The sequence below is a fragment of the Paenibacillus sp. An7 genome, assembly GCF_009870785.1.
GTDB lineage: Bacteria > Bacillota > Bacilli > Paenibacillales > Paenibacillaceae > Paenibacillus.
On the sequence record NZ_WTWX01000009.1, the window covers coordinates 117713 to 131721 of the forward strand.

Consider the following 14009-nt stretch of genomic DNA (forward strand, 5'->3'; position numbering starts at 1 on the left):
TAAGTGACAAATGGAGGATGGCGATAACAACCATGTTTAAGAAATTTCGATTTCGCGGCATCGTGAACGATATTCCCCTGAACTACAAGTTTATGCTGATCTATATTATTGGGATTTTGCTTCCCATCATCGTGAGTAATTCTCTGTTTATGGACCGGATGACTGGGCTGATCAAAGAACGGGAAGAACAAAATTTACAAATATCCCTGGAGCGGGCAAGAAAGGATATCCATACAATGATTGACGGCGGTGTTGCTGTCAGTCATGCCTTGATCACGGACAAGGTATTGTCTGAATCTATGGACCGGCAGTACGATGGACAACTAGATTTCTACAGAACACTTGATGAGCAGCTTCGTCACCGAGTGACCTCATATATTCCTGTGAATAACCAAATTCAGCGAATTGGTATTTACACGGACAATCCAACCATCGTGCCTGGAGGCGATTATTACTATCTGGATAGCTCGGTGCGCTTGAGCAATTGGTTTAAGAGATGGGAAGCGGTGGGGGAACCTCTGCAAGTGATCGCTTATCGCGATCAGGCAGCTAATGACCAGGCAATGACCTCGTCATATTTTAGCGTTATTGAAAAAATGGACTATTACTATGCGGACAATGCTTATCAGAAGTTGGTTCGCATTGATTTTTACCTAAATCGTTTTTATGACGTGATCGCGAGAGAAGAAAGCTCACTCGATCTATATCTAGTCAACGCCCAAAATCAAATTATTGTATCTGCAAATGATAAGTACCAGGGTGAAATGGGCAGCGATTATGTGTTATTTGATACGAGCAAGGCGACAGAGCAAGACTTACATATTGTTCCAATTGGCAATGCCAGCTATGTGAAGGGATGGAAACTGATTGGTGTGCCTCAGGAAACACGAACAAAACAAGCGATGCTGTCTATGCAGCTTTACTTTGGCATGCTGGCAGGCATTATTACTTTAATTACCTCAATTTTCATATATATTATGCTGCGTTCGTATAATTACCGAGTAAAACGTCTGTCGAGGCATATGCAAAAGGTAGGGAACGAGAAATTCGATCTGATTAACATCGATGGCGGAAAAGACGAAATCGGTGATTTGATCCGTAATTTTAATATGATGACCGCCCAGATCCAATCCTTGATTAACAATGTGTATAAGCTTGAAATTCAGCAACGGAGTTTAGAGGCCGAGCGTATACGCGCTGAGCTTAATTTATTGCAAAGCCAGATGAATCCCCATTTCTTATTCAATACATTGAATGCGCTGCTCGTGGTTAGTACCAAGAACAATTATGTAGATGTTAAAGACATTATCAAAGACCTGTCCAAGCTGCTTCGTCGTCTTCTAAATTGGAAAGATGATTTGGTCACCTTGGAAGAGGAGATGAGTTTTACAGTAATGTACCTCGGGATTGAAAAATTCCGTTTTCGGGACAAGTTTGAGTACTACATTGATATCAGTGATGAGGCACGGCTTTATAAAATACCAAAAATGAGTATCCAGCAATTAGCGGAAAATGCTTGTAAGCATGGGATACAAGCCACTCCAGGGCTTGGTTATGTGAAAATCCGAGCTGAAGTCATGAGCGATTGCCTGCGTATCGTTGTATCTGATAATGGCAAGGGCATGGATAAAGAACGGTTGCAAGAGGTGATGTACCATATGAGGGGCAAAGAGGAATGTGGAGGAAATAATATTGGCCTTCGGAACGTTTATCGCCGTCTCGAATTGTATTATGACGATAAAGTAAATTTTAGAATTGTGAGTAAAATGGGTGATGGGACCGAAGTGTCCTTTGAAATTCCTCTACAGCTGCTTGAGAATCAAAGTGGAGAAGGAGGCAGAAACAATGACATTTAAAGTGCTGCTGATTGATGATGAGCCATGGGCGCTTGAGGGCTTGCAGCTTTGGATTCCATGGGAACAGCTAGGATTTGAGGTTTGCGGTGTTTGTGAGAATGGGGCAGAAGGACTTAAACGGATGGAAGAATGGAAGCCAGATCTTGTCATGGTCGATATTCATATGCCAGTTATGGATGGACTAGAAATGATTGAGGAGTGGCGGCGAAGAGGTAACGGGTCGACTAAATTCATTATTATTACGGGATACAGTGATTTCGAATATGCAAGAAAAGCACTAAAATTTCGAGTATCTCGTTATTTGCTCAAACCTCTAGATGAGGATCAGGCAGTGCTTGAAATTCGTGCGGTAGTACAGGAACTGATCAAGGAGCAGGAACAGCTTCATATTGGACAAGTCGTACAGCGAGAACACGAGATTTTGTCAATAAAGGAAACGCTCATGGGGAAAGAGTTATCCATAGAAGCGCATCAGGTTATACAGTCTCTCTCCCAGTCTGCGGAGGTATGGAATGTATGTCTGGTTCAGGGGCCCCAAGAGAATGCTGCTCGGTGGATCAGTCTTGCTGCAGATTTTCTAAATCAAGGGGATCCCGTTTATATGATTCGTTTGCGAAATAATTTGGTTTCCATTGTATTCGGTGATGCTGCTCATGAATCGAATGAACCCATCAGAAAACAATTGGAAGCAATGGCTCGCCGTCTGGCGAGCTTTCGTGCATTTATGGCTGTTGGTTCTGCCGTGTCTTCACTGACTCATATTAGGCAGTCCCAAATAACGGCAGAAGAGGCGCTGCTGCATGCCTTTTATGAAGAGGATAATAGCATGATTTTGGATTATGACAAGCTCAAGGATCAGAACTTTTCAAAGCATTACAATCAGCTGGAGATACTGGAGCGCATACTGGCAGCATTTCAGCTCATTGACCACGCGGCCTACCGATCTGTCGTAGAGTATACGGAGCAGACCTTCCGGCAAGTACGAGTCCATCCAGATGAAGCTCAGAAATTTGTAATCTATCTTCTTCATGAGATTCGGACGTATATGGATAAGCAGCTGACGCGGAATGCAGGAATTCTAGTCCAATTGTTTGAGATTCCAAATCTGGATGCAGCTATGCTGACCTTTGATGTTCTGATCGATATGCTGTATTCGTGCGGACGAGTCTGCTTTGAGCTATTGCTTAAAGAAAATCCAGCTGAAACACAAGGTATTGTGCAAGATATTAATGATTATATTCATATGCATTTTCGTGATGGGTTGACCATTAAGATGCTGGCGGAACATTTCTTCCTTCATCCGGCCTACTTAGGGCAGTTATTAATACGTAAAAATGAGATTGGATTTAATGAAATGCTTCATAATTTGCGGATTGAGGAAGCTTGCCGTTTACTCCAAATGAATCAATACAAAAATAGTGAAATTTCTGAGAAGGTAGGATATTCAAGCTACCCTCTTTTCTTAAAGCAATTCGAGAAACGGATGAACATGTCGCCTAATGATTACAAGAAAAATGTCCAATTATAAGAAAACCTGTATTTTCCTCGGAAAGATCTATAATTCAGATATAGTTTCCACTACACGTTAAATCTATAATGAAATTACACAATGTAAGGGCTTTCAACATGGCAAGACAAAATTTGGAGGTGCTTTATGGGGGAAAGAAAAAAACCGTTTTTCCGCGCGGGGGCAACATTGCTGTTGTCGCTGGGTGTAGTGCTTGCCGGCTGTTCAGGCGGCAGTGGAAGTGATTCAGGCGGCGGAGAAACAAGCAGTAAGGGCAGCGAGGTTGGAACTGATAATCCGATAGAAATCTCGGTATTCCTAAACGAGGCCGGACAACAGCCAACTGCAGACAACAAAATCTACAAAAAAATCAAGGAAGAGCTTGGCGTTACATTTAATTTCGAATTTCTGGCTGGTGACAAGAACCAGAAGCTCGGCGTTATGATTGCTGGCGGTGATTATCCAGACTTGATCTCTGCGGATACTAAGCTGACAGCAGCAGGTTCGGTAATTCCTCTGGAAGATTTAATCGAGGAACATGCACCTAACTTGAAGAAACACTACGAGAAATACTGGAATCAGATGAAAGACCCTAATGATGGACACATCTATTATCTTCCTAACTACGGGGCATATAACGGTGAAGTGTCTGATACTTATTACAGCGGACCTGCATTCTGGGTTCAAAAAGAAGTGTTGAAAGAATTCGGTTATCCAAAACTGAAGACACTCGATGAGTACTTTGACTTAATCGAGAAATATAAGGAAAAATATCCAACGATTGACGGCAAGCCAACCATCGGATTTGAAATACTGAATTATGACTGGAAAAACTGGGGCTTGCTAAACGCGCCACAGCATTTGATCGGTCATCCAAATGATGGCGGTGTGGTTGTCAATGATGGGAAATCTGAGATTTTTGCGGATAAAGATTATGCCAAACAGTATTATCAAAAACTCAATGAAGTTAATGCCAAAGGCTTGCTAGATAAGGAAGCGTTTGCGCAAAACTATGATCAGTACATGGCTAAAATATCGAGTGGTGCGGTACTCGGTATGTTCGACCAGAAGTGGAACTTCGGAACTGCAGAGGATTCCTTGATCACGCAAAATAAAATCGAACGAACTTATGTAGGTTTCCCGCTTGTATTTGACAAGAACACGAGAGACTATTACCGTGACCGTGCAGCACTGAACTTAAACAATGGATTTGGTATTACGGTAAGTGCGAAAGACCCAGTGAAAATTATTAAAGTACTTGATAAGTTGATCGAAGAAGATTGGCAGAAGTTATTCACTTGGGGTGTTGTGGACGAAGATTACTATGTTAACGAAGAAGGCCGTTTCATGAAGACACAAGAACAGCGTGACAAAGCAACGGATGCAACTTGGAAGCTTGCAAACAAAGCAGATGCTTTCTATGCAACTGCACCGAAGCTGGAAGGTTACTTCAGTGATGGAAACGCAACTTCAGCAAGTAATCAGCCGGAAGAATATCAAGCAAGCTTGAAACCGTTTGACAAAGAAGTACTCGATGCATACGGATTTAACAGCTATATTGACTTCTTCAGTGCTCCACCGGAAAACCCAGTTTATTACCCAGCATGGTCAGTTGACCTGGTTGAAGGATCTCCAGCCAAAATTGCAAATACGAAGTTGACTGAAACGTCTACTAAGTATTTACCTAGAGCTATTCTGGCTAAACCAACTGAATTTGACGGTGTTTGGAATGAATATGTTTCTGAGATTCAAAAACTAGACGTTAAAGCTTATGAAGATCGCATCAATGAAGTATTGCAGTGGAGAATTGATAACTGGTCTGCGAAGTAAGGCTGTTTCGATCAGGAAGGAAGGTATCCTTCCTTCCTGATTTTTTTTTCAAAATAGCATGTTTGACACGATGTTATATGGAAGCGCTACTCTACGTTTTTCTTTTCATGACAAAGATGGATAGGGAGTTTGATATTTATGGAGGAAATTGTAGTGGGCACCAAGCCCCACAGCCCGAAGAAAAAACCGAAAAACAAGCGGCTGACCTGGCAAACGATTAAAGAACAGAAACAGCTCATATTCATGTCTGTTCCTCTGTTAGCATATATCATCACTTTTTCATATGTACCTGTCTGGGGTTGGACGATGGCTTTTCAGGATTACAAACCTGCACGAAGCTTCTCGGATCAAACTTGGGTGGGATTTAAACATTTTAAATTTTTGTTCACAGATGACAACTTTCTACGCGTACTTAGAAATACGCTAGGAATGAGTATTATTAACTTAATACTAGGATTTGTAACAGCCATTATCTTGGCCCTTCTGCTTAATGAGATCAAAAAGGTACTATGGAAGCGGACGGTACAGACCATTTCCTATCTGCCTCACTTTTTATCCTGGATTATCGTTACCGGCATCGTGGCGACATCGCTTGCTTCCGATGGGATTGTCAATGATATTTTAATGAAATTGCATCTAATCGATCAGCCGATCCTGTGGCTGACAGAAGGTAAGTATTTCTGGGGAGTCGTTGCAGGCTCACATGTTTGGAAAGAAGTAGGATGGAATACAATCATTTATTTGGCAGCCATTGCCTCTATTGATCCGGCGCTGTATGAAGCATCTGATATCGATGGAGCTAACCGCTATCAAAAAATGTGGAATATTACTTTGCCAGGAATTAAGCCTACGATTGTCATCCTGCTGATTATGTCTATCGGACATATTCTAGAAGCGGGATTCGAGGTTCAATATTTGCTTGGCAACGGACTTGTAGTGGATTGGTCAGAAACGATTGATATCTTCGTGCTTAAATACGGGATTGCACAAGGCAACTATTCACTGGCTACTGCAGGCGGGATATTTAAGTCTGTGGTTAGCATTACCATGTTGCTCTTTGCGAATTGGACGGCCAAGCGGCTTGGGGAAGAGAGGCTGTTATGATGAAAAAAACACCAATGTCTGGTTCAGCAGTAGTTTCTACACGGCGTTCGGGAAACGGAACCCTAGAACCAATGCTGTTCAACACCTTCAATACTATTTTCATGATCATGCTGGTGACAGTGACACTGTATCCATTTTTGAACACAATTGTTGTTTCATTTAATGCAGGAAATGATACCATTCGAGGAGGATTATACTTATGGCCTCGTGAGTTCACCCTGCAGAATTATAAAGCAGTATTTGCTTCAGGGACCATTTATAATGCATTCCTAGTATCTGTAGCACGTACCGTTCTATCCACCGTGCTGAATATTTTCTTGACTAGTATGCTGGCTTACACGCTGAGCCGGCGAGATTATGTCTTCCGTAAGCTGATTACTACGATCTTTGTTCTCACCATGTATTTCAACGCAGGACTTATTCCAGGGTATTTCTTGATTAAAGACCTGCATCTAATTAATTCGTTCTGGGTATATGTCTTACCATCACTTATCAGTGCATTTAACCTTATCGTTATTCGGACTTATATTTATACCATTCCTGAAGCCTTGATCGAATCAGCAAAAATCGACGGTGCAGGAGAATTCAAAATTTTCTGGAAAGTCATCTTTCCGTTATGTACACCTGTTCTTGCAACCATTGCCCTTTTTGTTGCGGTCGGTGCATGGAATACCTGGTTTGATGCATTCCTATACACGTCTTCTCGTCAAGAACTGAGCACACTGCAATATGAATTGATGAAACTTTTATCTTCTAGTATGAATGCCAACAGCAACCCTTCGGTTGCCAACGGTGTGGGAATGGAGAATGCAACCCAGGTAACGCCGATTTCCATCCGAGCAGCAGTTACAATTGTTGCCTCAGTGCCAATCTTAGTAGTTTACCCGTTCATGCAAAAATACTTTGTCGTTGGACTCAATGTAGGGAGTGTGAAGGAATAAATGAAGGATCAGCTACTATCAAAAACGATTCGTTACACGAATCCAATCCTTCCTGGATTCTATCCCGATCCTAGTATCGTGAAAGCAGAAGATTATTTTTATCTTATTTGCAGCTCATTTGAATACTTCCCCGGCGTTCCGATTTTTCGGAGCCGGGATTTAATCCATTGGGAGCAGATAGGCAATGTACTAGATCAGTTCAGCCAGCTTGATTTAACTGGGCAGAAAAGTTCTGACGGGATTTATGCTCCTGTACTTAGATATCATGAAGGCATTTTCTATATGATTACAACAGATGTGAGGGGCATCGGTAACTTTTATGTTACGGCAACAAACCCTGCGGGGCCTTGGTCAGATCCGATTCGCATTCCTTATGGAGGGATCGACCCATCGTTGTTTTTCGATGATGACGGCAAAGTGTATGTTACTGCTCAGCAAGGTGCCGATTACGACTCTCATGCCATTCAGTATGAGATCAATATTGCTACAGGAGAGGCACTCTCTGATCCGCAAATCGTCTGGTATGGAGATGGCGGTCCCTGGACGGAAGGACCGCATTTATACAAGATTAATGGATTGTATTACATGATGTCCGCTTCTGGAGGTACGGCCAAGGAACACCGTGAAATCATCGGTCGAAGTGAAAATCCGTATGGTCCGTTTGATCGCTACCCTGAGCCGATTCTAACACATCGTGATCTGGATCATCCTATCCAGTATTTAGGTCATGCCGATCTGGTCGAAGATCATCAAGGCGACTGGTGGGCTGTATTCCTTGGGGTTCGATTGACAGATGACGGATACAGCGTGCTTGGACGAGAAACGTTTCTCGCTCCTGTCGTTTGGAAGGATGGTTGGCCGCACATCGACAATAATGAAGGGACAGTGAGCCTGGATATGTCAGTCCAGCGGTTAGAGATGACAGAACCTTCTGACCTAAACAGGAATGAAGCAATCGTTGTTGGCCGGGAGGACTTTGATGCTGAGCTTGGGCCGCACTGGCTGTATGTACGCAATCCAACAGATGGGAAATGTACGGTTACGGAAAGACCAGGTTTCCTTACCTTGTATGGTCAAGAAGCAGGGCTTAACGATACCCAGCAGATCACATTTGTCGGCAGAAGACAGCAGCATTTGAATGCCAGCTTTACTGCTTGCATATCATTCGTGCCGGCTTTCGAAGGAGAAGAGGCTGGACTATGTATTCGCCGAGATGAGGATGCGCATTATGAAATTGGCATAAGACGGTCTGCAGGTCAAAATATTATTTTTGCCCGCCTGACGGAACGTGGAGAGTCCGAAATTGTGCATGAGAGCGAGGTAGAAACGGAGCAACTATTACTCCGAATCGAATCGACAGAGGACCAATACACCCTAACTTGTTCGGAGGATGGACAGAGCTGGTTACGTTTAGGCTCAGGTACAGCTCGTGCAATCTCTCCAGAGGCTTTTGTGCATAAAATGTGCTTTACCGGGGCAGTGGTCGGGCTATATGCTACCGGCAATGGCCAGGAAAGTCAGACACCTGCTCGCTTCGACTGGTTTGAGTATCTTGTTTGATTCGCAGTAATGGTTGCGAAAGCAGGTTAACGGCAAGAGAAGAGGAGGGGTACCATGGAACCGAACAGAACAGAAGCTCCACTGAAGGATTTATACAAGGATGCTTTCCAGATTGGAGCAGCGGTTAATCCGACAACGATTGTAACCCAAGAATCACTGCTAACCTATCATTTCAACAGCTTAACAGCAGAAAATGAAATGAAATTCGAAAGTTTGCATCCTCAAGAAGAAGTGTACACATTCGAAAAGGCAGACATCATAGCTGCGTTTGCCAAAGAACATAACATGGCGCTGCGCGGACATACACTGGTATGGCATAACCAAACTGCAGGCTGGTTGTTCGAGAATGGAACAGGAGGACTTGCGGAACGTGACGTATTACTTGCACGTTTGCGTGAGCATATTGAGACCGTCGTCGGCAGATATAAAGATGTCATATACTCCTGGGATGTCGTGAATGAAGCAATTTCAGATGATGCGAATGATGAGAATGCATTTTTAAGACCATCGAAATGGTTAGATATTGCTGGAGAGAACTTCATTGCCAAAGCTTTTGAATTTGCGCATGAAGCAGATCCTCAGGCACTATTGTTTTATAACGATTACAATGAGTCCCATCCGCATAAGCGGGAGCGCATTTATCGTCTCGTTCGTTCCTTGTTAGATCAAGGAGTGCCGATTCATGGCGTTGGTTTGCAAGCACACTGGAATCTGAACGATCCGTCTCTGGATGATATTCGCGCTGCGATTGAACGGTATGCAGAGCTGGGATTGCAGCTGCAGCTTACTGAACTGGATATGTCGGTATTCCGCTTCGAGGATAGACGCACTGATCTTATTCAGCCTACGCAGGACATGCTGGAGTTACAAGCTGCAAGATATGAGTCTATTTTCCGCGTGCTTTATGAATATCGTGAACATATCAGCGCCGTAACTTTCTGGGGAGCTGCTGACGATTATACATGGCTTGATGGTTTTCCGGTTAGAGGACGTAAAAACTGGCCTTTCCTATTTGATGAGGCTCATCATCCCAAGGAAGCCTATCAGCGGGTTGCCCAAATTCCTCAACTAAACATGAGCAAGAGGAATTAATGCATTAACGAAATCTATAGATCATCGAAATAATACAGTAATTCATTACACCTTTTGGAAGGAGTTATGTGGATGTCTACTATGCCTAAACAGCCGAAACCCCATGAACCTTTAGTTACTCATATTTATACTGCTGATCCTTCAGCTCATGTGTTCGAGGGTCGTATCTATATTTATCCTTCTCATGATTTGGATCACGATGGTCCAATCAATGACAATGGTGATCAATATAAGATGGAGGATTATCACGTTTTATCAATGGATGATCTGAATTCACCCGTAACAGACCACGGTGAGGTACTGCATGTGAAGGATGTCCCGTGGGCATCTTGTCAAATGTGGGCACCGGATGCCGCTTTCAAAAACGGAAAATATTACTTGTTTTTCCCTGCGCGGGATCATGAAGGGATCTTTCGTATCGGCGTAGCTACGTCAGTGTCCCCGGCAGGTCCATTTAAGGCAGAGGAACAGTATATTCAGGGCAGTTTCAGTATTGATCCGGCTGTCTTTATTGACGAAGATGAACAGGCTTATATGCTCTTTGGCGGACTGTGGGGCGGGCAATTAGAAAAGTGGCAGACTGGAAGCTATGTGGAACATGCAGAAGGCCCAGCTCCGGATGAGCCGGCGCTTGGTCCAAGAATAGCGAAGCTAAGTGAAGACATGCTCTCCATGACCTCAGAAGCGATGGAAATGGTTATCCTGGACCAGGAAGGACAGCCGCTGACCGCAGGTAATGAGGAATGCAGGTATTTTGAAGGACCATGGATGCACAAGTATAATGACAAATATTATCTGTCCTATTCTACAGGTTCGACACACAAGCTGGTTTATGCGATCGGTGACAGTCCGATGGGACCTTTCACATATCAAGGTACGATTTTACCGCCTGTTATGGGCTGGACAACACATCATTCGATTGTGCAATTCAAGGAAAAATGGTATTTATTCTATCACGATTGTTCTCTTTCCGGCGGCGTTGATTACAAGCGTTGCGTAAAATTTGCGGAACTTACGTACAATTCCGATGGTACAATTCGTATGATTGATCCTTACCCCGAAAAGTAAAGTAGACTTTAAGGGCTGTTACGGATTGTTGCTGGATAAAGCAGCAAAGCAGAAAGCTAAAGCTAAGAGGAGTATGTCTCATAACATGGGACATACTCCTTTTTTAAAATCCAAACATTCAAGTCGTTGTGAAATTATCGATGCAAAGAGGGATTCTCAAGTTTGGTATGTAACATGCGTAATACCTCATCGCGGTAAGTAGGATTAGCTAAAGCAAATTCAATATTCGTATCGAGGAATCCTAGTATATCACCTACATCATATCGTTTACCTTCAAATTCGTAACCGTATACAGGCGTAATTTGATTTAATCTCTCAATCGCATCAGTTAACTGAATTTCACCCCCAAGACCAATGTGGTGATCTTCTAGCAACGGAAAGATATCAGGCGTCAGTACATACCGACCGATAATCGCAAGATTGGAAGGAGAGGATCCCGGTTTTGGTTTCTCGACAAATCGCAGTGCTGAGTAACTTCGACCTCTTTTTTCAAGCGGTTCCATAATTCCATATTTGTGTGTTTCTTCATCAGGTACTTGCATAACCCCCAGCACGGAAGCGCCTACCTTTTCATGCTCATCAATCAATTGTTTCAAGCAAGGTATTGGATTCACAACAATGTCATCTCCAAGTAGAACTGCGAATGGCTCATCTCCGACAAATTTACGAGCACACCAGATTGCGTGGCCAAGACCTTTTGGTTCCTTTTGACGGATATAATGAATATTAGGCACGTTAGAGGAAGAAAGAACTTCTTCTAGAGCGAGGGATTTTCCTTTGTCTGCAAGCAACTGTTCCAGTTCAAAAGCATGATCGAAATGATCCTCAATCGCTCTTTTTCCCTTTCCGGTAACGATGATAATATCTTCGACTCCAGCAGCGATCGCTTCTTCAACAATATATTGTATGGTTGGTTTATTCAGGATGGGCATCATTTCTTTTGGCATGGCTTTTGTAGCGGGAAGAAATCGGGTTCCAAGTCCTGCTGCAGGAATTACTGCCTTTTTTACTGTCATGGATCTCATCACCTTCCTAGCATATTGCTTATGATCATCATATCAAGTTTATAGAATAAAGTCACAATTCAAAGGAATTATATGGAATTGATAATGCATTACTAGAAAAAGTCAGGAGAATATTCACTGGAATATATTGTATTTATAATAAATAGTGAGAAAAGTCACATACAAATTTTCAAAGCATCGCTATAGTAAAAAGCGCAGCCGGGACATTTTAACAATCATCATGACTGATAAAAAATGCTTTTTTTTAAATCAGTAAAGTGAAAGTTTTCACATATATAGGTTAGAAAGACAAGCACCACTATTTTGTCAGCAATGTGAATAGGATAATCTAGCGCGGCTCACAATATCTAAACAATTAGGATTAGGGAGTGGAATACAAGTGGGGGTTTGGAATCAAATATACGACCCGATGGGCAATATATGGCTATCTGCTTTGGTGGCTGCAATACCCATCATATTCTTTATTGTTGCTTTGACAGTCTTTAAAATGAAAGGTTATGTAGCAGGAATCCTCAGCATCGTTGTTGCAGCATGTGTTGCTTTATTCTTCTATAAAATGCCTTTCGTTAAAGTAGTAGGTACTGGTTTCTATGGTGTACTTGCTGGTTTATGGCCAGTAGCTTCGATTGTACTTGCAGCAATTTTCCTGTATAAACTTACGGTAAAAACAGGAAAATTTGATATAATCAAGAATAGTATAGCAACGATTACCGAAGATCAGCGTTTACAAGTACTGCTTGTTGCTTTTTCCTTTGGTGCATTTCTGGAAGGGGCGGCTGGCTTTGGTGCTCCTGTGGCGATTACAGCGGTAATCCTGATCGGTTTGGGATTCAAGCCTGTATATGCAGCTGGTCTCTGTCTTGTGGCTAACATTGCCGGAGGTTCTTATGGTGCGATGGGTATTCCTGTTACGACACCAGCTACGCTTACGGGACTTTCTGGACTTGATGTTGCAAGCCGAACATCTTATGTTATTCCGATTATCAGTTTAATGATCGCTTTTCTGTTGGTGTACTTAATTGATGGATTCAAAGGAATGAAACAAACTTGGCCAGCGATTTTGGTAAGTGGAGGTTCATTTGCTATCACTCAGTTTATTGTACTTAATACCCTGGGTGCTGAACTCGTAGATATTATCTCTGCCCTTGTCAGTCTGGTGGTACTTGCACTCTTCCTGCGTGTATGGAAACCAAAAGAAATTTACCGTTTGGATCATGAGGAATCAGCGAAACAAACGAAACAAGCGGTTAAGAAAGAAACGTATAGTTTGGGACAAGTTGCTTTTGCTTGGTTACCCTTTGTTTTGCTAACGATTATGGTTATTTTGTTCTCACTGAAACCAGTCAAAGCGTTGTTCGCAGCAGGTGGACCGCTTAACAATCTGGTCTTCAGTTTCCCTATAAAAGGAGTTCACAACCAAATTCTGAGACAACCTCCGGTTGTTCCAGAAGAGACACCTTACGCTGCTGTATTTAATCTTGATTTATTCTCATCTACTACAACCGCAATTGTCATTGCAGCGCTTCTAACCATTCTGATTTATCGAATTAAAGGAAGCATCATTAAAGAAGCAGCTGTAGAAACGTTCAAAGAATTGTACATCCCGATTATTACAATTTGTAGCGTGCTTGCTTTTGCTTACATTTGTAACTATTCAGGTATGTCTTCAACACTCGGTCTTGCTTTTGCATCAACGGGCAGTATCTTCCCATTGTTCGCACCAATTCTGGGTTGGATTGGGGTATTCTTGACCGGTTCTGTTGTTAACAGCGGTTCTCTATTTGCACCATTGCAGGCTGTAACGGCAAATCAAATCGGCATTTTGCCAGAAGCTATGGTTGCTGCCAACGTAATGGGTGGTGCAATGGCTAAAATGATCTCGCCACAATCTGTAGCAGTAGCTGCAGCGGCAGTAGGTCTTGCGGGTAAAGAGAATGAATTGTTTAAATTTACAATTAAGATCAGTGTAATTTTACTCGTTATTGTTGGGATAATAAACTGGGCTCTTTATTAAGAACAAAAATTC

The 14009-nt window shown here is 42.6% G+C and carries 10 protein-coding genes; 9 read left to right on the forward strand and 1 reads right to left on the reverse strand.

Translation table 11 applies throughout. From position 1 onward, the window contains the following. The first annotated feature begins 32 nt into the window (after positions 1-32). The 8 genes from GQY27_RS12680 to GQY27_RS12715 all read left to right on the forward strand — a co-directional run bounded on the left by GQY27_RS12680 (position 33) and on the right by GQY27_RS12715 (position 10958). Positions 33-1856 carry a sensor histidine kinase gene (locus tag GQY27_RS12680; protein WP_236570582.1) on the forward strand — a complete coding sequence of 608 codons (1824 nt, stop codon included), beginning with the start codon at positions 33-35 and terminating at the stop codon, positions 1854-1856. Next, complete coding sequence (locus tag GQY27_RS12685; RefSeq protein ID WP_160034889.1) at positions 1846-3384, forward strand: response regulator; 1539 nt, start codon at positions 1846-1848, stop codon at positions 3382-3384. The genes GQY27_RS12680 and GQY27_RS12685 overlap by 11 nt, the downstream gene beginning before the upstream one ends. 126 nt (positions 3385-3510) lie before the next feature. Then, positions 3511-5193 (forward strand): type 2 periplasmic-binding domain-containing protein, encoded by a 1683-nt coding sequence (locus GQY27_RS12690; RefSeq protein WP_160034891.1) that lies wholly within the window; start codon positions 3511-3513, stop codon positions 5191-5193. Between the two features lie 138 nt (positions 5194-5331). Beyond that, complete coding sequence (locus GQY27_RS12695; RefSeq protein ID WP_160034893.1) at positions 5332-6297, forward strand: ABC transporter permease; 966 nt, start codon at positions 5332-5334, stop codon at positions 6295-6297. Positions 6298-6311: 14 nt separating this feature from the next. Continuing rightward, positions 6312-7238 (forward strand): carbohydrate ABC transporter permease, encoded by a 927-nt coding sequence (locus GQY27_RS12700; protein WP_236570587.1) that lies wholly within the window; start codon positions 6312-6314, stop codon positions 7236-7238. Beyond that, a complete protein-coding gene (locus GQY27_RS12705; protein WP_160034897.1) occupies positions 7239-8798 on the forward strand; it encodes a glycoside hydrolase family 43 protein in 1560 nt (519 codons plus the stop codon). Between the two features lie 54 nt (positions 8799-8852). Beyond that, positions 8853-9890: an endo-1,4-beta-xylanase gene (locus GQY27_RS12710; RefSeq protein ID WP_160034898.1), complete on the forward strand. Its 1038-nt coding sequence runs from the start codon at positions 8853-8855 to the stop codon at positions 9888-9890. An 81-nt stretch (positions 9891-9971) separates the two neighbouring features. Continuing rightward, positions 9972-10958 carry a glycoside hydrolase family 43 protein gene (locus tag GQY27_RS12715; RefSeq protein ID WP_160034987.1) on the forward strand — a complete coding sequence of 329 codons (987 nt, stop codon included), beginning with the start codon at positions 9972-9974 and terminating at the stop codon, positions 10956-10958. Between the two features lie 134 nt (positions 10959-11092). Here GQY27_RS12715 and galU read toward each other — a convergent pair whose 3' ends face one another. Beyond that, positions 11093-11974 (reverse strand): UTP--glucose-1-phosphate uridylyltransferase GalU, encoded by an 882-nt coding sequence (gene galU, locus GQY27_RS12720; RefSeq protein WP_160034900.1) that lies wholly within the window; start codon positions 11972-11974, stop codon positions 11093-11095. Between the two features lie 388 nt (positions 11975-12362). On the opposite strand from galU, the gene GQY27_RS12725 reads away from it, so the two are divergent. Continuing rightward, positions 12363-13997, forward strand: coding sequence for a lactate permease LctP family transporter (locus tag GQY27_RS12725; protein ID WP_160034902.1), 1635 nt, complete (start codon positions 12363-12365; stop codon positions 13995-13997). Positions 13998-14009 lie beyond the last annotated feature (12 nt).